This window comes from Terrirubrum flagellatum, from assembly GCF_022059845.1.
Taxonomy (GTDB): domain Bacteria; phylum Pseudomonadota; class Alphaproteobacteria; order Rhizobiales; family Beijerinckiaceae; genus Terrirubrum; species Terrirubrum flagellatum.
The window spans coordinates 788,507-807,914 of the sequence record NZ_CP091851.1 but is presented as its reverse complement, the minus strand read 5'-3'; the positions used below and the strand labels follow the sequence as shown (position 1 = coordinate 807,914).

Here is a 19,408-nt window from a genome sequence, read left to right as displayed (position 1 = left end):
TCGGCTAGTTCTTGCGCGCGATCCACGCGCCCCAGAACAGGCTGGAGAAGAACTGGAGCGGCGCGGAGAAACCCGCGCCCTCCAGCAATTTCGCGACGTCCGCATCCGAATGCGGCGGATCGGCGCCCTGAAGAATCTTGCCGAGCTTGGCCTGCACCTCGTCAGGCGTCGCGCCATTCATGCGCCAGCGCTCGCCCCATGCTTTCAGGAGCAAAGGTTGACTGGCATAGGCGTAGCGGTTGCCAGCGAGGATGAGCGGCGCGCCCGGTTTGAGGCGAGTGGCGATCGACGACAGGATCGCGCGCTTCGCCTCATCGCCGGAAAGATGATGCAGCACGCCGATCAGCGTCGCGGCGTCGAACGCCTGAACATCGGGGAGATCGTCGATCACGCCGAGCTTCGCTTCGACGCGCGCTAACAGGCCCGCTTCCTCGACGCCGCGCATCGCTGTCGCCAGCATCGGCTCCGAAGGATCGACGGCGACGAAACTCCAGCGCGCCTCAAGCGGAGCGGAGGTCAGAATTTCCTGTCCCGAACCTCCCGCGCCGGCGACGAGAATTTTCGCGGCGCGGCCAGAGCCCAGCTCCGCCGCCAGCATGCAAGCGGCAAGTTCATGGCAGGCGTCATAACCCGCGAGCGCGATCCGGCTCTGCTGCGCATATTCGCCGGCGCGCGCAGAGTCGAATTTCTTCGCCGAATCCGCCCGAGCGCTCGTCATCAAAAAATCCCGGGATCAGAAGATCGCCATCAGGCCGGCGACGATCGCCGCGATGAAGCCGATGCTGATCGCGACGCCGATGGCGCCAACGGCGAGGCCCGCGATCACCACGACGCCGTCGCGCTCTGTGATGCCAACGCCCGTCAAAGCGATTGCGATGCCGAGCGGGATCTGACCGACGATCGGCGCCGCGACCAGCAGCGCGATCGCGAACAGCAGCAGCGCCGCCGCTACGAGGCGTAGACCCGGCGAAACCGTGAGCACGAGGACGCGGCGGTCGAGCACCTTCTCCAATCGGGAGATGAAGGGACGGGCCTTGTCGACCACACGGGCCGCTTCGGCGCGATTGACCGAAAAGTCGAGAAGGGCCCTGGGCAGCCAGGGCGTGCGCAGCCCGGCCATCATCTGCGCCGCGAGGACGGCGATCAGCAGTCCGCACACCAGCGGGACCGGCGGCACCATGGGGATGCAGTTGGGCAGCGCCAGCAGCAGCATCGCCAGCGCGAAGGCGCGCTCACCCAGCGCGTCCAGCACGGCGCGGAGGGTCAAACGGTCCTCGGGAGCGGATGTGGTCAGCCCATCAAGGATGGCGGAAATGCGCTGTGTCGACAAAGCTGGCGGCTGCGGAATTTGGAAGGCAGCAGCTATCAGGCGGGCGCGGCCCCGCCAAGTGCGGCGGCTCGCCCCGGACGCAGGCCGGATCGGCGCTGCGGGAAGGGTCAGGCGCCGCCGGAAGGGATCAATGGACGGTGATTTCGGTTCCGACCGCCCGCATCTCCACCGGGGAGATCAGCGAGGAATGGGCGACCTTGACCTCGAAAATCGGCCCTTCGAGCTTCCTGCGCCAGAAATCGAGGAACTTCATAAGCTCGGGGAAACGGGGCGCCAGATCATAGTCCTGCCAGACATAGGATTGCAGGATGCGGGGATGATCAGGGAGACGATAAAGAATGCGCGCCGTGGTGAGGCCGTAGCCACCCATCTGACGGGCGAAATCGCAAGAGACCAAGTAGACCTCCATATCCGCGATCGCCGGCCGGTTAGCCGGCTTGCTCAGATGATCCGCCCCGAAAGGTAAAATTTGAGTAACCTTCCGGAGCGTCTTCAGGATGGCCTCAACGCCGCCGGAGCGATGTGCGTTCCCGCAACTCGCATATCGCCCGACGCGTTTCGGCCTCCTTTGATTATCCAAGCAAACGCCATGCCGATCGAGGAGGCGGCGATCGTCACGCGCGCGGTCGCGAGCCGCGACCATCGAGCAGCCCGACATCGCGAAGCAACGCCGGCGGAGCGAAATCAGGATCGAGCGGAATCCCGCGCCAAGGCGCGCGCCGGAAAAGCTGCGCGATCCACGCTAACGAGAATATAGCACGAACCGGCCTCTCTCGCATCACGCCGCCTTGCGCCACAGTGCGTTCACGCTCGTCGGCGAACGAGCGCGCATCGAAACGCTCGCGCAGTGAAGCAAGATCGCACGTCGTAGCGCGATCATCGGCTCCGGATCGCGTCGCCACAGGCGATCGCAATCCGGAGAAAGACATGGGGACCGAACTCACGACGTTACCTCCAGCCAATGCGCGCGCAATTCCTCGTTGAATTCCGCCCACCGTTCTTCGGGAAAGAAGATGCGCGCGCCCTCGAATTCGACGCGCCGCCGCGTTCCCGGAATCGCATCGGCGAGCCAGCGCGACCATCTGATATCGAAATAGACGTCGTCGGTTCCCCATGCGATCAGCGTCGGCGCTTTCAACGCGCGCAGCCGCTCCTCGATCGCGACGGTGTGCCTGTTGTCGAAGGCTGCGAGAAAGCGCTCGAAATCGTGCAACCGCTGCTCATTTCGCATGAGCGGGCGCAAATAGATTTCGATGTTTTCGTCGCTCACGAGTTCTGGCTTCTCATAGGCCGGTCCAAGCGCCTGCGGCGAGCGATAGATGCCCTTGTCCGCGAGCATCGCCTCCAATGTCCCGCGCAAGCCTCCTGCCGCCGCCATGGCCAGGAAGGGTTTGAACGCCTCCGGCGGCCAATTGTCATGCGCATCGCAGTCGGTCAGCGCGAGGCTTCGCACCCGTTCGGGATGAAGCGCCGCGAAAATCTGCGCGATGCCGCCGCCGCTGTCGTTGCCGACGAGATCGACTTTCCCGATGTCGAGCGCATCGAGAAACTCCTTCAGCATCTGCGCGTTCGCCGTCACCGACACGTCCTGATCGGATGCGATCTCCGTGTCGCCATGCGCCAGCAGGTCGAGCGCGATGCAACGTCTGACGTCGGACAGATGCGTGAGCTGATGGCGCCAGAGATATCCGTTCAGCAGCACGCCATGCACGAACAACGCAACCGGCCCCGTTCCCTGCTCGGCGTAGCTAATCTGGCCCGATGCGGTCCGCACGTTTTTGCGGACCGCCGAAGATTGATGTCCGCTCATCGCTCAGCCCTTGCGCGGCGCGACGGCGGACGCGTGCGCTTCCTTCAATTTGTCCGCGCATTCCGTGCAGCAGACCTCGACCGTTTCGCCGGCGATTTCGACCTTGATCGGATCGGCTTCGAGTTCGCAATCGCACGCGGCGCAGGTTTTCTCTGACATGTCGGTTCTCCATTCCTCGTCCGTTTTGGACGCAGATGGTGAACCATGGCGGGCACGGCCCGCGCTGTCGGAATCTTTAGTGATTTTCGTGAGCTTCGCGCTCAGCGACGAATCGCCGAATGCCGGAATTCGGAGGGCGAACGACCGTAGGTTTCGCGGAACGCGGCCGTGAAATGGCTGTGGCTGGAGAAGCCGAGCTCCAATCCCAGCGTCGTGAGATCGTCGACTTCGCTGAGCAGATCGAGCGCTCGCGCGAGCCTCAGCCGGAGCTGATAACGATAGAGCGGGACGCCCTCGACCTGCTGGAAGACTTGCGTGAGATAGACTGGCGAGCCGCCAACTTCCCTGGCGATTTCCGCCAGCGTCCACCGGCGCGAAAGATCGCTCGCCAGCAGAAGCTTCACGCGATCCGCGAGACGCTGTCTCCCTGCGCTGCCGCCGGCGATATGAGCCGTGCGCGGGCCAAGCGCGCGGCGGACCAGCGTCAGCGCGAGGCTCTCCGCCTCGAGCGGCTCCGCCAGTCCACGGCCGAGGCTGTGTCTCAAAAGCGCGACAAGCGCCTGCGCGCGCGGATCAATCCGCAGGCGCAACTCGCGAAATGCGAACGCGCCGCCTGTGCGCAGCAGCGATTGCGGCGTCAGTTCGCGCAGCAAAGACTCGCTGACGGAAAGAGACAAACAGGCGTCGCCGCCGGGAACGGGATGGCTGATGCGGTAGCCTTCGTCGGCGTTGAAGAAGAGCGCCTGATTCGGCTCTGCAACAACGCGATCCTTCCCGACATGCCTGACATAGATTCCGCGATAGGGGAAAACGAGATGCGCGGCGCTGGCGCACTCCTCGGCGCTCTCGTGACGGCATTCGCCGGCGCAGCAGACGTCCCAGACCGCGACGGTCGCGGTCTCCAGCATGCGTTCTGCGACGAATCCCGGCATCGAACTCGTTCTTCTCCCGCGCCTATCCGGCCACCCGACATTACTGAAGGAGGAATCGGAAATCTTTGAGAAAATTGCGGTCCGCCCAAAAACTGGCTGCGAGGCTTTCAGGCGCGCGCCGGCATGACGGACGCCCCGCCACCAGCGCGTTGGCTCAGGAAATAGGTCGCCAGCGAACCGATGCCCTTCACCTCGGTTCGTCCGCGAGGCTCGAATTCAAACTTGCCGCGCAAGGCGCGCGCGACTTCTTCCGAGACATGGATATGTCCGGCGGCGCCCGTGCTTTCGAGCCGGCTCGCAGTGTTCACCGTGTCGCCCCAGAGATCGTAGCTGAATTTCTGCCGGCCGATCACGCCTGCGACCACAGGTCCTACGTGGAAGCCGACGCGCAGGCTCATCTCGGTATTCTCATGCGCATTGAAATCCCGGACTTCGGCAAGAAGATCGAGGGCCATCGCGGCGATCCGCTCGCAATGGTCCTCCTTCGGTTCGGGCAGGCCGCCGACCACCATATAGCAGTCGCCAATCGTCTTGATCTTCTCAAGCCCGTGACGTGCAGCGAGCGCGTCGAAGCGCGAGAACATCTGATCGAGCAGCCTCACCAGCTCGCTCGCGCCGATTTTGCGCGACAGCGGCGTGAAACCGACGATGTCGGCGAACAACACCGTAGCAGCGGGATAGCTGTCGGCGATCGCGGACGAGGACAATTTCAACCGTGACGCGATGGCCGCCGGCAGGATCGACAGCAGCAGACGTTCCGAACGCGCGCGCTCACTGGCGATGACGATATTGGCTTCCATGAGATCGGCGTTCTTGGCGGCGAGCTGCCGCGCGGCGCGGCGCTTGAGGCGAAACGCGTTGACGGCCACGACGAGCAGAGCGCTGACGAGAACGACGCCACCGATCGCGGCGTTTCGCAACAGCGTCTGGCGTTCGAGAACGAGCTTCTGAATTTCGCGATCGCGCTCGAGCCGCTCGACCTGACGCGCCCTCAGTTCAGAATCGAGACGCGTCTGGATTTCCGCGAGCTGCCGGTTCGCGCTCTCATTGAGCTCCGCCCCATCCAGAAGCGCCTGCGCTTCGTCAGGACGCAACTGCTTCTGCCTCACCCAGCTCAGGCCGCGCAGCGCGGCCGTGAGAAAGACCGGCTGCTTCTGTCGCCGCGCCATGTCGATCGCACGCGAAAGATGACGCTCGGCGTCGTCAAGCCGCTCGCGATCAAACATCGCCATGCCGAGATAGAGCGTCGCCTGCAGGACCAGGTCCTGCCGCCCCAGTCTTTCCGCGTCGCCAAGCGCTTCCATATAGATCGCCGACGCGGCATCCCATTTGCCGCGCGCATATTCGATCGAGCCAAGCGCAATCAAGGCTGAGGCGACGCTCTGCTCATCATTCATCTTGCGACGCAAATCAAGGGCGCGGCTTTGGGCGTCGAACGCCTGGCCAAAATCTCCGAGCATGAGCCGCGCATTGGCGAGACGTTCGAGCACGCTCGCCGCGGGAGATGGCTTAGCGGCTATGTCGATCTGCTTCAGCAAAGCTTCATGCCGCTGAGCCGATTCACGGTACTCGCCGCGATTGAAGGCGATGTTCGCACGAGTGAACGCCGCCTCGATCTCAGGATCAGGCAGCTTGAGTTGCCGATAGACATCAAGCGCCTTGTCCGCGGCGGCCTGCGCGCGATCAAACCGGTTGAGCTTCAGCAGCGCGCGACCGAGGCTGAGCGAAGCGTCGGCGACGCCGCGCTGGTCGCCGAGTCTCTCGGCGATCTCGGCAGCTTCCTCGGCGCGGCGGACCGCATCTTCCGGCGCGCCATCGACAAGCGCCGCGGCCAGTTCGTTCAGAAGCGACAGGCGGCGCGCAGGCTCCGTCACGACTGAAAGCTCGGCTTCGATCTTCAGCGTGGCGGGAGATTGCGCGCCGCCGACCGCCATAAGGGCCAAGCTCCACGCCAGAGCGCAAACACATGAGAGAAAATGACGCCGGCCGCGCACGTCCGCCTCCGTTTCACTCGCTGAGGTAAATCAACAATTGAAAACAATTGAGCGTTGAAGATCGACACGTTGCGCCGGCCGCGTTTGAAAAGAGACGCGCGAGCGCGCCACATCCTACATCAGTTGCAGGCCTTTGAGGCTCGCATGGCCATCGCGGCCGACAATGATGTGGTCATGCACCGTGATGCCGAGCGGCCGCGCGATCGTGACGATCTCACGCGTCATGCGGATGTCGGCCTGGCTCGGCGTCGGATCGCCGGAAGGATGATTGTGCACGAGGATGATCGCCGTCGCCGACACCTCCAGCGCGCGCTTGATGATTTCGCGGGGATAGACCGGCGTGTGATCGACAGTGCCGGTCTGCTGCACCTCGTCGGCGATCAGCTTGTTGCCCTTGTCGAGGAACAGGATGCGGAACTGCTCGACATCGGCGAACGCCATCGCGGCGCGGCAATAGTCGATCACCTGCGCCCATGAGGACAGCACCGGCTTCTTGCGGATTTCGCTTTTCAGCGCGCGGCTCGCGCTTGCTGCGATGACGCGGAAATTGACCGCGACGATCTCGCCGATGCCCTCGAACTCCATCAGCCGCTGCTGCGGCGCGGCAAGCACGTCCGCGAAAGAGCCGAACGCCGTGAGCAGATCCTTGGCGAGCTTCTTCACATCCCTGCGCGGCACAACGAGCGTGAGCAGCAATTCCAGCAGCTCATAATCGTCCATGCCATCAGCGCCGTTGCGCGCGAATCTCTCGCGCAGCCTTTGGCGATGTCCGAGATAATGCGGGTCGTCAGCGTCCGCGCGCATCACGCCGAAGCGTAAGGCGGTTGCGTATAGCCGCGCGGCGACAGAGTGAAGATTTCGACGCCGGTTTCGGTCACGCCGACCGAATGCTCGAACTGCGCCGACAGCGAGCGGTCGCGCGTGACTGCGGTCCAGCCGTCGCCGAGCACCTTCACATGCGGCCGGCCGAGATTGATCATCGGCTCCACAGTGAAGATCATGCCGGGTTTCAGTTCCGCGCCCTCGCCGCGCCGGCCGTAATGCAGCACGTTCGGCTCGTCATGGAAGAGCTGGCCGAGGCCATGGCCGCAAAAATCGCGCACCACGGAGCAGCGCTCGCCCTCGGCGTAGGTCTGGATGGCGTGGCCGATATCGCCGAGATGGGCGCTCGGCCGGATAGCGGCGATGCCGCGCATCATCGCCTCATAGGTCACCTCGACGAGTCGCGCGGCGCGGCGAGGCGTCTCCCCGACGAGATACATGCGGCTGGAATCGCCATGCCAGCCATCGACGATCATGGTGTAGTCGATGTTGACGATGTCGCCTTCGCGCAGCGGTTTGTCGTTGGGCTGGCCGTGACAGACCACATGATTGATCGAGGTGCAGCAGGAATAGCGATAGCCGCGATAGTTCAGCGTCGCGGGATAGGCGCCGTGATCCATCGCGAACTGGAACAGCAGCTTGTCGATCGCCTCGGTGGTTGTCCCGGGCTTGACGATATCCGTGACCAGATCGAGCGCTTCGGCGGTCAGTCGGCCGGCGTTGCGCATGCCGGCGAAGGCTTCCGGGCCCTGCAGCTTGATGACGCCGGGCTGGCGAACCGGGGCCGGAGCAACATCGAGAAAATTCATGGAACCGATGTGGCCTCGGCGGGCGCAGGCGTCAAGCCGCCGCCGGGCTCGACCACCGGAATGGCCCGATCGATCCGGATTTCCCGCTCGCTGATCGCGCAGGTCACCGCCAGCGCCTCCACCCCGGCCCGCCGCGCCGTGATGAACGCCCTTGCGTAAGCGGGATCGATGTCGGCGGCGAGGCTCAACCGCTCCGCCTCCATCTGCACCACATAGAGCATCACCGCGCGACAGCCGGCGGCGACCATGGCGGCTAGCTCGCCGAGATGCTTCGCGCCCCGCGCCGTGACGGAATCCGGAAATTCCGCGAGGCCGGGCGCGCGCATCAAATGGACGTTCTTGACCTCGACATAGCAGGGCGCGCGGCCCTCGCCCTCAAGCAGGAAATCGATCCGGCTGTTCGCGCCATATTTCACCTCGCGCCGCAGCGTGGGATAGCCCGCAAGCTCCGGGATCATGCCGGCGCGGATCGCTTCCTCGGCCAGCATGTTCGGCGCCGACGTATCGATGCCGACGAGCTGCACGCCCTTCCAGCCGAAATCGGCTTCGACCAGAACCCAGCTATAGGCGAGCTTGCGGGAGGGCGAATTACTGCGGCGCAAAAAGACGCGCGCGCCTGGCGTCGCGAGGCCAAGCATCGCGCCGGGATTGGCGCAATGAGCCGTGATCGTCTCGCCTGATTCGAGCAGCACGTCGGCAAGAAAGCGCTTGTAGCGCTTGATCAAGCGGCCTGTCGTGAGAGGAGGAAGCAGCATCGCGCACACCGATGCATTGAATTTGAATCATTCACAATCGCGCGCCGCGCGCATGCCGGAGCCACGCACAACGCGGTGGCGGATGCGCCGCGAACCTCTAGTAATCGACAAAGCGTTTTCACTGCTTCGTTTCCTCCTCTGTCTCCCACCACCCTCTCCCCGTCGAAAGTCAGGACGCCGCTCGGTCCCGTTGCGCGCCGCACGGCTGCGCTGCTCGTGGTCACGCAGATGATCGGCTGGGGAACGACCTATCACCTGCCGATCATTCTTGGCCCCCGGATGAGCGAGGATCTCGGGGTTCCGCTCGAGGTGATTTATGGCGGCCTGACCATCATGCTGCTGGTGAGCGCGTTCCTGTCGCCGCGCATCGGCGCGATGATCGACCGGATGGGCGCGGGCCGGTTTCTGATCTCCGGGTCGATCTTCGCCGCGACCGGCCTGACGCTGCTGGCCAACAGCAAGAGCATTCCCGTCTATGCCGCCGCCTGGCTGTTCTTTGGCCTGACCCAGGCCTGCATGCTGGGCAACGCCGCTTTCGTCGCGCTCGCCCGCGTCGCCGGCGCTCAGGCGCGCCGCGCCATCTCGACGATGCTGCTGTTCACGGCGGCCAACCCCTTCATCTTCTATCCCATCAGCGCCTGGCTCTCGGGCGCGGTGGGCTGGCGGAGCATGTGCCTGATCTACGCCGCCCTCCACGTCTGCGTCGGGCTCCCGGTACAGGCGCTCATCGCGAGACAGAAGCCGGCCGCCCGTCCCGCCGGATCGGACGAGGCGAGCGAGGCGGAACTGCGCGGCGCGCTGCCGTCGGCGGATCGCCGCGGCGCTTTCTGGCTTATCGCCATCGCCTTCACCGGGCAGGCCTTCGTCGGCTGGGGCCTGTCGCCGCACATGATCAACATCCTCTCGGCGCTGGGCGTGCCGGCGGCGTCCGCGATCTTCCTCGCCTCCTTGCATGGCCCGGCCCAGACCGCCGGCCGGCTGATCGATTTCGGCTCGCGCGGTGAGATGCCTCCCATGACCATGGGCCTGATCGCGGCGACGCTGGCGCCGATCGGGCTCGTCGTGCTGATCTTCGGCGGCCAGTCCGAGGCGGCCGCGCTTCTCGGCATCGGCCTCTACGGCATGTCGGCGGGCCTCAATACGGTCATCCGGGCGACGATCCCGCTCAACCTGTTCGGGCGCGAGGCCTATGGCGCGACGCTCGGAAAGATCGCGCTGCCCATGAATATCGCCTGCGCTGTCGCGCCGATCCTGTTCGCGGCGCTGATCTCGCGCGTCGGCCCCGCGGAAAGCCTGCTCGCCGCCGCCGGCATCGCGGCTCTGGTGCTGGGCGTGATGATGTTTCTGGCGCGTCGGACGCGCGCGGCGCTCAGCCCTGCATCCGCTGCGGCGCGAGCCTGATCCTAAGTTTGAAGTCGCTTCGCGAAGTTTTTCGCTGGGCCCCGGACTTCGTTCCGCTCGCTACGCTCGCTTCACGAATCCGGCGACGGCGAGAGCTTCGATGCGCCGCGATGAGCCTGTCGCCGTCCCCGGAACGTCGAGCAAGCGCCAGCGAAGCGAGGCGTGCCCGTCGACATTTCCCTTTGGCGCGCCGCGCCCTAGACTTTGCACGAATAAGGGCTCCCCATGACCGCGACCGAAACCATCACCGCCGCTTTGCTCGTCATTGGCGACGAGATTTTGTCCGGCCGCACCAAGGACAAGAACATCGGCTACATCGCCGAATACTGCACGAATATCGGCATCGATCTCAAAGAAGTTCGCGTCGTCCCCGACGAGGAGAAAGAGATCGTCGACGGGCTCAACGCGCTGAGAGCGCGCTACACCTATGTCTTCACGACGGGCGGCATCGGCCCGACCCATGACGACATCACGGCTGACTCCGTCGCCAAGGCGTTTGGCGTCGGCATCGATGTCGATGAGCGCGTCGTCGCCATCATGCGCGAGCGCTTCAAGCCGGAAGACCTGAACGAGGCGCGGCTGCGCATGGCGCGCATTCCCTTCGGCGCCGATCTCGTGATGAACTCCTACAACAGGGTGCCGGGCTTCTGGATCGGCAACGTCATCGTCATGGCCGGCGTGCCCGTGATCATGCAGGCGATGCTCGACGGCGTCGCGCCCAAGCTGAAGACGGGCGCGAAGATTCTCTCGACTACGATCAAGGCCGACATGAAGGAGGGCGACATTGGCGGGCCGCTCGCCGCCATCGCCAAGGCGCATCCCGACACGATGATCGGCTCCTACCCCTTCTGGGACGAGCAGGGCCAGCCCAACACCAATCTCATCGTGCGCTCGCGCGACGAGGCGAAGATGAATGCGGCGGCCGAAGCCGTGCGTGAAATGCTGAATGCGCTCAAAACATAGCGTTCTCGCATAGTCACGAGCTTTGACGATCAGCGGATCTCGCGCCAACAGTTTCTGCGTCTTCATGGAAAATCGTTATGCGCGCTGCATTTGCACTCGCGGTCTGTTTTGTGGCTTCCAGCTCGCCTGAGGCGTTCGCCAGGCAATGTCAGTTCGAAACCCACAGCATTTGCAACGGCTGCGCCGTGGAGTCCCCCGTCAAGATGAAGCGCATGGAAAAAAGCGCGATCAATCGCTGGTGTGGTTTGGATTACAGCTCCGCATTGAACTACTACACGGGCATTAGGATCGTAAAAGGTTTCGCGCTCGGCGAATTGCGAGCCGGACGTTACTCAGTTCGCATGTCCCCACTTCGGACGGGCCATGACACGGTGGTGATTGAGCTTCGCGGAAGGTCAGGCCGCACCGGCGAACCTTTCGCCTCGCGCGTAACCTTCAATGTCGATGTCGTTGAGAATGACTTCTAGGCTCGCCCCAGGCGCCCAGGTTGTGGATCGCCCGACGCCCTCTATCCTTGCGCCGGCTTTATGTTAGGGAGCGGCTGAAACTGCTGTCATCCGAGAACGCACATGGCGTCCCCCTCCAACAAAGCCTTCCCGGTCTCCTGGGACCAGTTCCACCGCGACGCGCGCGCCATGGCCTGGCGGCTCGCGGACAAGGGGCCGTTCCAGGCCATCGTCTGCATCACCCGCGGCGGCCTCGTGCCGGCGGCGATCGTGGCGCGCGAACTCGAAATCAAGCTGATCGAGAGCGTCTGCGTCGCGAGCTATCACGACTACAAGAGCCAGGGCGAACTGCAGGTTCTGAAGGATATCGCGCCCTCGATCCGCGCCATTGGCGACGGACAGGGCAAGGGCGTCCTCGTGGTCGACGACCTCACCGACACCGGCAAGACCGCAAAAGTGGTGCGCGCCATGCTGCCGAACGCGCATTTCGCAACCGTCTATGCGAAGCCCATGGGCGTGCCGACGGTCGACACCTTCATCACCGAAGTCAGCCAGGACACCTGGATCTATTTTCCCTGGGATATGGGGCTCTCCTTCCAGGAGCCGATCAAGAAGGGTTCGGCTGGCTGAGCTTCGCGAGCGTTCGCGCGCGTTTCGCCTTCGGGATGTCGCTGATCATCCTGACATAGCTGACCCAGTCAGCAGAGGAGCCGCCGCCTCGCGCGCGATTGCAGCCGAGATGAGCAATCTGCATGTTGCGCAGCGAATAGGACAGATCGCTGTTGTCGATGCGGTCGATCGACAGCTTCAGAAGCTCATTCTCGGAGTTGGCCGGAACAGGCCCTCCGCACAGCGCGCAGCAACCCTCCTGCGACACAATAATACGGCGCAACGCCTGCTCCATCTCGGGCCGCGACTCCGGCTTCTCACGCCGCGCGGCGCGCTTCACGATCAGCCGGCCTGAACGTCGCGCGCGATCGGCTGCGCCGCGACAGGCGCGCGCGATGTCGGTGGAATAATCCTCCATAAGCGGAGCTCGATCGACAGCCTCGCGAGGAGCCTGCGGCACAGGGCACGACTCTATCGGCTCGGTCAGCAGGCGCGAGACATCCGCCGCCGAAACCTCGACGACGCATCCTCGCTTGTGCGGCTCGACGAATGTGCCGAAGGTTTCGGGATAGGCGGCGCTCATCAGCGGTCGCTCGACGAAGCGCCAGGCGCGGCTGAAACGCACGGAATAATCCAGCCTCTCCGCGCCGCGCCGACGCTCATCCTCGATCGCCGCGAAGGGGACGAGATCGCGCGTATGCGCGAATATATGGCTGTCGATCATCACGGCCGACAGCAGGCGGCCGCGATCGTCGCGCTCTTTCACCCGACGCGGATCATCGGCGCCGACATAGAGGATAAGGTCATGCCGAGGTCGCACGCCATGCAGCCAGCCGCGCGCCGGCGATCGGACCGACAAGGCCGGCCAGAAAGATCCGGCCGGCGCAATTTCGATTCGCGCAAACATGCGGCCGCGCCCGTCGGCCACGTCGCCCAAACGCATGCCGACCGCCCCGTCGGAATCCGTGACTGAAATCGGAAGCGGCGCTGCTATGGCGGCGGCCAAGCAGGCGCGCGCTACCTCTTTGCCGGCATGTTACGCGTCAAGCGATAAACGAGGACTTACCGTTTCGGAAAGATCACTCACTCGTTCAGCGTGTACCGGCCGAGCTTGCAGACATTGATCGCCTTGCGGACGAGTTCGTCGCCATCATCGAATTTGAATTTGAAATCGTAGATGCAGTCCGACCGGTTGTCGGTCATGTTGACGTTGATCTCGTTGCCGGCGGCGAGCGTGCGGCGACCGAGAATGTCTTCTTCCCACTTCGTGATGCGCGCGGGCGACGCCCAGAAGTTCTGCAACGCGTGAGCGGTATTGTTGAAGAGCTTGAAGCTGCAGGTCTCACGACCGCGATTGCACGCGCTCGCGGAATCGATGCTGACGACGCTCAAAAAAACAGCGGCCGCCGCTGCGACGGTTCGAATAGCCATATCAATGTCCCCCCAGGTGACGGAGGCAGCCAAACAGGACCGCATTCCCTCCGTCAATTGAGGATTCTTCCGCCGCCGCTCGCCATGTGCGCCGCGACACATGGTCAACGCGGAATGCGCGTAGAAGCGCTGGCGGACTGCGACAATGGGAGCAGCGCGCCTTACCTGCGCCGCTCTTTCTCGAGTTCCAGCCGGATCGTCGCGAGCGCGGCGGGATCGTCCGCGTCCATCAGGCAGCGCGGATCATCGATCGGAATGAGCGCGACATCGCTGCGGCTGTTGAGCACGCGGCGCGCGCCAGCGTCTCCCGTCAACGCCATCACCGCCGGAAAGAGAACCCGCCGCAGCAGCACCGGATGCGCCCATTCGCCGTCGACAGTGGGAACGATGGCCGAGGCGTCCGGGCGAGCGGCGGAGGCGGCGATCAGGCGATTCATGATCTCGGGCGCGATCAGCGGCATGTCGCCGAGCAGGATCAAAGCGCCTTCGGCGGCGGCCGGCGCTGCGGCGAGACCGACCGCGAGAGAAGACGCCATGCCGCTCGCATAATCGCGGTTCGCCGCGAAGACGATGTGCGGTCCGCTCAAAGCAGTCTCGACGTCGTCGCGCATATGTCCTGTCACGACAACAACGGGAGACGCCGAGGACGCCAGCGCATTCGCGACAGTGTGCGTCACAAGCGGACGACCACCGAGATCGACAAGCAGCTTGTTGGCGCCCATGCGCGAGGACCGGCCCGCCGCCAGCACGATCGCGGCGATCATCAGGAATCCTCGGGCGCCGCGTCGCGCGGCTGGCCGCGCGCGCCAATCTCCATCAGGAGGCCGCCGACGCCCATACGCATGATGTCGGCGCGCGTCACCGGAATATGCGCGAGCAAGCGTTGCAGCACCCAATCGAAACCGTTCTCGCGCGGGCTGCGCGCGCAACCCGGCGCGCCGATGACGGGCTTGCCCCGGAGTTCGCCCAGCACCAGCAGATTGCCGGGATCGACAGGCATGCCGACATGCACGAGCGTGCCTCCCGCCGCCTCGATCGCTGCGGGAATGACATCGCGCCGGTCGGTCACCGCCGAAGCGCCGAACACGATCAGGAGTTCGGCCTCGCCGGCGCTCATCTCTTTCAATTCGTCCGCGACGGCGCCGATCTCATGCGCAACGCGCGCCTCGCGCGAAATGCGCGAATGCGAGACGTCAAGCCGGCCTTCGAGCGCCCGCAAGGTCTTCGCGACCGTGCGCGACTTCAGTCCCGGCAGCAAGGTCGAGACGACGCCGACCTGATGAGGAATGAAAGGCGCAACCGATATGAGATCATCGCTGACGGAGGCGACGCGCGCGACCACATCCGATTCGACGGCGAAGGGAATGATCTTCACCGTTCCGATCATCTCGCCCGGCTCGACCACGCGCCAGGCCGGCAACGTCGCGATGGTGATCCGCTCATCGACCTGATTGAAGCGATCGATCCCCTCGACATTGACGCGCAGCACGCCGCGCGCATCCGAGAAGATATTCGAGCGGCCGGTGAAAGCGTCGCCCGCGCGGGCGTGCGCGCCGGCGGCGCGGCGCGCCAGCTCGAACGCGACCTCATCCTCACTTTTGTCGCCATCGCCCAAACGCGCGACGATGATGCGTTCGACGCCATTCTCAGCGAGGCGATCGACATGCGCGTCGGTGATGCGCTGGCCTTTCCTGATGACGAGTTCGCCCTGCCGCACCGAATGGGCGGCGATCGCGCCGGCCGCCTCGCGCGCCGCGACTTCAATGAATTCCATGGAGGATCAGGCCGCCTTCGCCGCGCGCGCCGCCATCCGCTCGGCGCGCAAGGCGCCGATCGCCTCCGCCAGAATCGAGACGGCGATCTCGGCCGGGCTGACGGCACCGATATTCAAGCCGATCGGCGCGCGGATGCGGCCGATCGTGTTGTCGTCGAAGCCCGCGGCGCGCAGCCGTTCGACGCGCTTGCCATGGGTTTTCCGCGATCCCAGAGCGCCGACATAAAAGGCGTCTGACTTCAGCGCGAGATCGAGCGCGACATCATCGATCTTGGGATCATGGGTCAGAGCGACGAAGGCGGTGTAGCGATCAAAGCCAAGCGACGGGATCACAGCGTCGGGCCATTCCGGACGGAGATCGACGTCGGGGAAGCGCTCCGGCGTTGCGAAAGCCGTGCGCGGATCGATGATGACGACGTCGAAACCCGCGAGCTTCGCCATCGGCGCCAGCGCTTGCGAGATATGCACCGCGCCGGTGACGATCATGCGCACCGGCGGCACGCTGACAGTGAGAAACGCCTGTCCCTGAGGCGTGTCGACCATGCCGCTCTTGCCCGTGCGCAACGCATCGGCGAGCGTGCGCGACAGGGGATCGGAGGCCCAGGGCTCGCTCACCAGTTCGCTCTCTCGCACGAAGCGCTGCGCCCCCGTCGCCACATCGGTGATGATGATCGCGGCGCGACGCGCGACGCGTTCTTCGTTGAGGGTCGCCAGCAGGGAAAGTTTCATGAAGCGGCTTTCAGATGCGATCGATCGAGGCGGCGGGAAACTGCAAGCCGTCAGTCGACCTTCTCGACATAGACCTTGATGCGGCCGCCGCAGGAGAGCCCGGCCTTCCAGGCGGTCTCATCAGCGACGCCGAATTCCAGCATCTTCGGCTTGCCGGCCTCGATCACGTCGAGCGCTTCCGTCACCACCGCGCCTTCGACGCAGCCGCCCGACACGGAGCCCAGAAAGTTGCCTTCGTCATCGATGACGAGATGGGAGCCGACCGGCCGCGGCGCGGAGCCCCAGGTCTCCACCACGGTGGCGAGCGCCACCTTGCGCCCGCCGCGCGTCCAGCGCTCGGCCTCGGCGAGGATGTTGTCGTCGGTCACGATCATGGCGCGCTCCGGGAGGGCGGATCAGGCGTTATGTCCGGGGGACTATAGCATTGGTTCGCCCGAGATGGCGGCAAACCTGCAATGCGGGAGATGGGCTTTCAGGCCGCCCTTTGCAACCAGCGCCGGGGCTCGAAACGGGCGTCCGCCGGAGCCGACAAAGCGGCGACCAGCTCGGCCATGTTGCGCAGGTTATGGATCGGCCGCATCTCGTCAACGTAAGGCAGGATCGCCCGGACGCCCTCGGCGCGCGCCTCGAACCCGTCGAACCGCAGCAGCGGGTTGAGCCAGATGATCCGGCGCGCCGAGCGACGCAGCCGGTCCATCTCGAATTTCAGAGCTTCGATGCTCTGCCGTTCAAGGCCATCCGAGAAAAACAGCACCACGGCGCCCTGCCCCAGCACGCGGCGCGACCAGTCGCGATTGAAAGCGTGGATGCAGGCGCCAAGACGCGTGCCGCCCTCCCAGTCGAGCGCGCGCTGCGAGGCCGCCGCGAGCGCCTCATCGACATCCTTGGCGCGCAATTCGCGCGTGATGTTGGTCAGCCGCGTGGCGAAGACGAAGGTGTGCACGCGCCTGCGCGCATCGGTGATTGCATGCAGGAAATGCATGAACACGCGCGTATATTCCGACATCGAGCCCGAGATGTCGCAGATCGCGACAACGGGCGGATGGCGCTCGGCGCGCTCGCGAAAGGCGAGATCGACGATCGCGCCGCCGGTGCGCAGCGTGCGCCGGAAAGTGCGCCTCGGATCGATGCGCCCGCCATGATGCGCCGGCGTGAAGCGCCGCGTGACGACGCTGTCGACGGGGAGCCTGAGCTGCGCGATGAGTCGCTGCGCCTCGGCGATTTCGCCAGCCGTCATCTGAGCGAAATCCTTGCCCTTCAGGATTTCCGTCTCCGACATGGTGAGCCGCGCCTCGAACTGCGTCTCGATCTCTTCCGGCGGCTCATTTTCGCCCAATCCCAGCGAGAGCGCGTCAGCGACGCGCTTCGCGCCGGCATCGGGCTTCTTGTCGTCCGGTTTCGCCAGCGCCATCGGCGACATCGTCGCCATGAGCTTGTCGAGAAAGGCGCGCTTGCGCCAGAACAGCCGGAACGCCTGCGCGAAGATCAGCGAATGCTCGTGCTTCTTCACGAACACCGCATGCAGCGTCCAGTAGAAATCCTCGCGCGTTCCGATCGCCGCTGTTTCGACGGCGTTGATCGCATCGACGACCGAGCCGGGACCTACGGGAAGCCCGGCATGGCGCAGAGCGCGGCCAAAATAGGCGATATTCTCGGCGAGCCTGCCGCTCACGCGCGCATCTCGGTGGTGAACACCTTCTGCACGATCTGCCACTTGCCGTCGACTTTCAGAAACGACAGCAGGTCAGTGAAATAGCGCGGCGGTATCTGGCATTTAACCTTCACCAGCGCCATGTCGCCAGTGACGTCGATCGAGAGAATTTCGTCGCCGCGCGTAAGACCGTTCTTCATTGCCGACGGGCGCGATCCCATGAAATCGAGCCATACGGCGCGCGGCCGGATATTGATCGATCCATCGTCGCCGACATTGGTCAGTGCGCTCGTGGGATGAAAAACCGACGCAAGCTTGTCGACATCGCCCTCATAGACTCCATCAAAATAGATTTGCGTCGCGGCGCGCAGCGCTTCGATATCCGCATTCATCGGTGGTCTCCTTGAAAACGGGCTGCGTTTCAGCCCAGCGCGTAGAGCTTCGGCGCCGGCCCTGCCTGCACTGGCGGCATCTCGTTGCCGGGCGGCCAGGGCTCGAAATTCACGCCGCCCTCTTCGAGGATGACGCGCGAGATGCGAAACGCCTCGCCCCATGTCGGCTCGTTGAAATCGGGCTCCGGCGTGCGCAGGAGCTTCACGCCGCTCTGCACGATGGCGCGCGCACAATCGATGCAGGGATAGAGCGTCGTCGTCATGGTCGCGCCGCCGAGCGCTAGTCCATCACGGGCGGCCTGATGGATCGCATTGCGTTCGGCGTGCTCCATCCAGATGAAGCGGCCGTCGCCAGCATGACGCTCCTCGATATCGCGCACGCCATCCGGAAATGTGTTGCAGGCGACGACGCGCGCGCCGTTCTTAGTCTCGACGACGACGCCGACCTGCCGCACGCGGTTGGGGCTTTCCGCCGCCGCCTGCCTCGCCAGATCCATGAGTTCGTCGATCGTCACGGCGCGCCCCTCTTTCGCGAAAAGAGGTAGAGACGATCCCACGAGCTGACAAGAACGCGTTGCGCGAGTCCGCTCCGCGCCGAAGCATGTTAGTCGAACAACGATCCCAATACGCCGAATACGCCTTCGACGACCGCGCCGGCGACTTCTCCCGCAGCTTCAACCGCGCCGCCAGCCACCGCCGCGACGGTCTCACCCGCCGCCGAGCTTGCAACAGCGCCCGCAGCTTCGACCGCGCCGCTGGCGACCGATCCGGCCGCATCCATGGCGACTGACCCCGCGGCGCTCAGCGTCTCTTCCGCCGCTGCAGACGCCACGCCTTCCGCGGCGCCCTGGGTCGCACCGCCCACAAGGCTGCTGACGCCATCAGTCACCGAAACGACGGCGCTTCCGGCCGTGTCGACCGCGCCGCCGACCATGGAGACCGTCTCGCTCGCCGCCGCGCTGGCGCTGTTGACGACTGAAGTCGCCGCGCCGGCGATGCCGCCGGCCAAAGCCGAAAGGCCGCGCCCGACCAGATTGATCGTCCCGCCGATGACGCCCGACGCTGCGACATCGATCACGTCGCCTGCGAGATCGACGTCGTTATAGCTCGATCCTGACGACGGTTTTCGCTGCGGCGCAGCCTGCGCCGGGTCTTCCGGCGGCAACGCGCCGGCGGGAAGATTCGGGTCCTGGATCATGGGAGGCTCCCATCACTGGATGGGAAAACCATGCGCCCGATTGGAAAAAGCCGCAAGAAATAAAGGGTTTCGCCTGTTGCGCGATTGTTTCGCGCTTAGCCGCGCCGACAAGGCAAGCTTCAATTCAACAGTTCCATGTCAAGCATCGTTGACAAATTCCGATTAGAATTTATCGCTTGGGGAATTATCGCCCAGTTTATTTT

General features: G+C 64.6%; 25 protein-coding genes. 4 read left to right on the top strand and 21 right to left on the bottom strand.

The window, feature by feature from the left end; genetic code table 11:
• Positions 1-4: 4 nt before the first annotated feature.
• From L8F45_RS04125 to sfsA, 11 genes are all read right to left on the bottom strand, one after another.
• Complete coding sequence (locus L8F45_RS04125; RefSeq protein WP_342361622.1) at positions 5-718, bottom strand: class I SAM-dependent methyltransferase; 714 nt, start codon at positions 716-718, stop codon at positions 5-7.
• A gap of 15 nt (positions 719-733) precedes the next feature.
• Positions 734-1,267, bottom strand: coding sequence for an exopolysaccharide biosynthesis protein (locus tag L8F45_RS04120; protein ID WP_342361621.1), 534 nt, complete (start codon positions 1,265-1,267; stop codon positions 734-736).
• A 190-nt stretch (positions 1,268-1,457) separates the two neighbouring features.
• Positions 1,458-1,739 (bottom strand): usg protein, encoded by a 282-nt coding sequence (locus L8F45_RS04115; RefSeq protein ID WP_342361620.1) that lies wholly within the window; start codon positions 1,737-1,739, stop codon positions 1,458-1,460.
• Between the two features lie 205 nt (positions 1,740-1,944).
• Positions 1,945-2,274, bottom strand: coding sequence for a hypothetical protein (locus L8F45_RS04110; RefSeq protein WP_342361619.1), 330 nt, complete (start codon positions 2,272-2,274; stop codon positions 1,945-1,947).
• Complete coding sequence (locus L8F45_RS04105) at positions 2,271-3,104, bottom strand: alpha/beta fold hydrolase (RefSeq protein ID WP_342361618.1); 834 nt, start codon at positions 3,102-3,104, stop codon at positions 2,271-2,273. The genes L8F45_RS04110 and L8F45_RS04105 overlap by 4 nt, the downstream gene beginning before the upstream one ends.
• Positions 3,105-3,143: 39 nt before the next feature.
• A complete protein-coding gene (locus tag L8F45_RS04100; protein ID WP_342361617.1) occupies positions 3,144-3,299 on the bottom strand; it encodes a hypothetical protein in 156 nt (51 codons plus the stop codon).
• Between the two features lie 101 nt (positions 3,300-3,400).
• Positions 3,401-4,231 (bottom strand): helix-turn-helix transcriptional regulator, encoded by an 831-nt coding sequence (locus tag L8F45_RS04095; protein ID WP_342361616.1) that lies wholly within the window; start codon positions 4,229-4,231, stop codon positions 3,401-3,403.
• 107 nt (positions 4,232-4,338) lie between these two features.
• Positions 4,339-6,165 (bottom strand): adenylate/guanylate cyclase domain-containing protein, encoded by a 1,827-nt coding sequence (locus tag L8F45_RS04090; RefSeq protein ID WP_342361615.1) that lies wholly within the window; start codon positions 6,163-6,165, stop codon positions 4,339-4,341.
• 174 nt (positions 6,166-6,339) lie between these two features.
• A complete protein-coding gene (radC, locus tag L8F45_RS04085) occupies positions 6,340-7,029 on the bottom strand; it encodes a RadC family protein (RefSeq protein WP_342361614.1) in 690 nt (229 codons plus the stop codon).
• On the bottom strand, positions 7,029-7,856 hold the full coding sequence (gene map / locus L8F45_RS04080; RefSeq protein ID WP_342361613.1) for a type I methionyl aminopeptidase: 828 nt from the start codon (positions 7,854-7,856) through the stop codon (positions 7,029-7,031). Before map ends, radC begins: the two co-directional genes overlap by 1 nt.
• Entirely contained in the window at positions 7,853-8,611 is a 759-nt protein-coding gene (sfsA, locus tag L8F45_RS04075) for a DNA/RNA nuclease SfsA (RefSeq protein ID WP_342361612.1), read from the bottom strand. Before sfsA ends, map begins: the two co-directional genes overlap by 4 nt.
• Before the next feature lie 75 nt (positions 8,612-8,686).
• On the opposite strand from sfsA, the gene L8F45_RS04070 reads away from it, so the two are divergent.
• The 4 genes from L8F45_RS04070 to gpt all read left to right on the top strand — a co-directional run bounded on the left by L8F45_RS04070 (position 8,687) and on the right by gpt (position 12,051).
• The gene (locus L8F45_RS04070) at positions 8,687-10,012 is read left to right on the top strand and encodes an MFS transporter (protein WP_342361611.1); all 1,326 of its coding nucleotides are present in this window, start codon (positions 8,687-8,689) and stop codon (positions 10,010-10,012) included.
• 225 nt (positions 10,013-10,237) lie between these two features.
• Complete coding sequence (locus L8F45_RS04065) at positions 10,238-10,975, top strand: competence/damage-inducible protein A (RefSeq protein WP_342361610.1); 738 nt, start codon at positions 10,238-10,240, stop codon at positions 10,973-10,975.
• Positions 10,976-11,052: 77 nt separating this feature from the next.
• Complete coding sequence (locus L8F45_RS04060) at positions 11,053-11,442, top strand: hypothetical protein (RefSeq protein WP_342361609.1); 390 nt, start codon at positions 11,053-11,055, stop codon at positions 11,440-11,442.
• A 102-nt stretch (positions 11,443-11,544) separates the two neighbouring features.
• Complete coding sequence (gene gpt, locus L8F45_RS04055; protein ID WP_342361608.1) at positions 11,545-12,051, top strand: xanthine phosphoribosyltransferase; 507 nt, start codon at positions 11,545-11,547, stop codon at positions 12,049-12,051.
• On the opposite strand, the gene L8F45_RS04050 is transcribed toward gpt, so the two are convergent.
• The 10 genes from L8F45_RS04050 to L8F45_RS04005 all read right to left on the bottom strand — a co-directional run bounded on the left by L8F45_RS04050 (position 12,029) and on the right by L8F45_RS04005 (position 19,205).
• Positions 12,029-12,973: an HNH endonuclease signature motif containing protein gene (locus L8F45_RS04050; protein WP_342361607.1), complete on the bottom strand. Its 945-nt coding sequence runs from the start codon at positions 12,971-12,973 to the stop codon at positions 12,029-12,031. The two genes, gpt and L8F45_RS04050, sit on opposite strands and share 23 nt — an antisense overlap.
• Before the next feature lie 140 nt (positions 12,974-13,113).
• Positions 13,114-13,461, bottom strand: a complete 348-nt coding sequence (locus L8F45_RS04045; RefSeq protein WP_342361606.1) for a hypothetical protein — start codon at positions 13,459-13,461, stop codon at positions 13,114-13,116.
• Between the two features lie 161 nt (positions 13,462-13,622).
• Positions 13,623-14,225, bottom strand: a complete 603-nt coding sequence (locus tag L8F45_RS04040) for a nucleotidyltransferase family protein (protein WP_342361605.1) — start codon at positions 14,223-14,225, stop codon at positions 13,623-13,625.
• A complete protein-coding gene (locus L8F45_RS04035) occupies positions 14,225-15,235 on the bottom strand; it encodes a molybdopterin-binding protein (RefSeq protein ID WP_342361604.1) in 1,011 nt (336 codons plus the stop codon). Before L8F45_RS04035 ends, L8F45_RS04040 begins: the two co-directional genes overlap by 1 nt.
• Positions 15,236-15,241: 6 nt before the next feature.
• On the bottom strand, positions 15,242-15,964 hold the full coding sequence (locus L8F45_RS04030; RefSeq protein WP_342361603.1) for an XdhC family protein: 723 nt from the start codon (positions 15,962-15,964) through the stop codon (positions 15,242-15,244).
• A 50-nt stretch (positions 15,965-16,014) separates the two neighbouring features.
• Positions 16,015-16,338 (bottom strand): XdhC family protein, encoded by a 324-nt coding sequence (locus L8F45_RS04025; protein ID WP_342361602.1) that lies wholly within the window; start codon positions 16,336-16,338, stop codon positions 16,015-16,017.
• A gap of 98 nt (positions 16,339-16,436) precedes the next feature.
• The gene (locus L8F45_RS04020; protein WP_342361601.1) at positions 16,437-17,636 is read right to left on the bottom strand and encodes a vWA domain-containing protein; all 1,200 of its coding nucleotides are present in this window, start codon (positions 17,634-17,636) and stop codon (positions 16,437-16,439) included.
• Positions 17,633-18,007 (bottom strand): nuclear transport factor 2 family protein, encoded by a 375-nt coding sequence (locus L8F45_RS04015; RefSeq protein WP_342361600.1) that lies wholly within the window; start codon positions 18,005-18,007, stop codon positions 17,633-17,635. Before L8F45_RS04015 ends, L8F45_RS04020 begins: the two co-directional genes overlap by 4 nt.
• A 29-nt stretch (positions 18,008-18,036) precedes the next feature.
• Positions 18,037-18,522: a deoxycytidylate deaminase gene (locus tag L8F45_RS04010; RefSeq protein ID WP_342361599.1), complete on the bottom strand. Its 486-nt coding sequence runs from the start codon at positions 18,520-18,522 to the stop codon at positions 18,037-18,039.
• A gap of 89 nt (positions 18,523-18,611) precedes the next feature.
• Complete coding sequence (locus L8F45_RS04005) at positions 18,612-19,205, bottom strand: hypothetical protein (RefSeq protein WP_342361598.1); 594 nt, start codon at positions 19,203-19,205, stop codon at positions 18,612-18,614.
• Positions 19,206-19,408 lie beyond the last annotated feature (203 nt).

Bases quoted from the DNA above. Each gene is read 5' to 3' on its own strand.
- L8F45_RS04045 (WP_342361606.1), bottom strand. From the start codon at position 13,461: ATGGCTATTCGAACCGTCGCAGCGGCGGCCGCTGTTTTTTTGAGCGTC.
- map (WP_342361613.1), bottom strand. From the start codon at position 7,856: ATGAATTTTCTCGATGTTGCTCCGGCCCCGGTTCGCCAGCCCGGCGTC.
- gpt (WP_342361608.1), top strand. From the start codon at position 11,545: ATGGCGTCCCCCTCCAACAAAGCCTTCCCGGTCTCCTGGGACCAGTTC.
- L8F45_RS04090 (WP_342361615.1), bottom strand. From the start codon at position 6,165: ATGGCGGTCGGCGGCGCGCAATCTCCCGCCACGCTGAAGATCGAAGCC.
- L8F45_RS04035 (WP_342361604.1), bottom strand. From the start codon at position 15,235: ATGGAATTCATTGAAGTCGCGGCGCGCGAGGCGGCCGGCGCGATCGCC.
- L8F45_RS04095 (WP_342361616.1), bottom strand. From the start codon at position 4,231: ATGCCGGGATTCGTCGCAGAACGCATGCTGGAGACCGCGACCGTCGCG.
- L8F45_RS04015 (WP_342361600.1), bottom strand. From the start codon at position 18,007: ATGAATGCGGATATCGAAGCGCTGCGCGCCGCGACGCAAATCTATTTT.
- L8F45_RS04125 (WP_342361622.1), bottom strand. From the start codon at position 718: ATGACGAGCGCTCGGGCGGATTCGGCGAAGAAATTCGACTCTGCGCGC.
- L8F45_RS04005 (WP_342361598.1), bottom strand. From the start codon at position 19,205: ATGATCCAGGACCCGAATCTTCCCGCCGGCGCGTTGCCGCCGGAAGAC.
- L8F45_RS04100 (WP_342361617.1), bottom strand. From the start codon at position 3,299: ATGTCAGAGAAAACCTGCGCCGCGTGCGATTGCGAACTCGAAGCCGAT.
- L8F45_RS04040 (WP_342361605.1), bottom strand. From the start codon at position 14,225: ATGATCGCCGCGATCGTGCTGGCGGCGGGCCGGTCCTCGCGCATGGGC.
- radC (WP_342361614.1), bottom strand. From the start codon at position 7,029: ATGCGCGCGGACGCTGACGACCCGCATTATCTCGGACATCGCCAAAGG.
- L8F45_RS04115 (WP_342361620.1), bottom strand. From the start codon at position 1,739: ATGGAGGTCTACTTGGTCTCTTGCGATTTCGCCCGTCAGATGGGTGGC.
- L8F45_RS04050 (WP_342361607.1), bottom strand. From the start codon at position 12,973: ATGCGTTTGGGCGACGTGGCCGACGGGCGCGGCCGCATGTTTGCGCGA.
- L8F45_RS04030 (WP_342361603.1), bottom strand. From the start codon at position 15,964: ATGAAACTTTCCCTGCTGGCGACCCTCAACGAAGAACGCGTCGCGCGT.
- L8F45_RS04060 (WP_342361609.1), top strand. From the start codon at position 11,053: ATGCGCGCTGCATTTGCACTCGCGGTCTGTTTTGTGGCTTCCAGCTCG.
- L8F45_RS04065 (WP_342361610.1), top strand. From the start codon at position 10,238: ATGACCGCGACCGAAACCATCACCGCCGCTTTGCTCGTCATTGGCGAC.
- L8F45_RS04025 (WP_342361602.1), bottom strand. From the start codon at position 16,338: ATGATCGTGACCGACGACAACATCCTCGCCGAGGCCGAGCGCTGGACG.
- sfsA (WP_342361612.1), bottom strand. From the start codon at position 8,611: ATGCTGCTTCCTCCTCTCACGACAGGCCGCTTGATCAAGCGCTACAAG.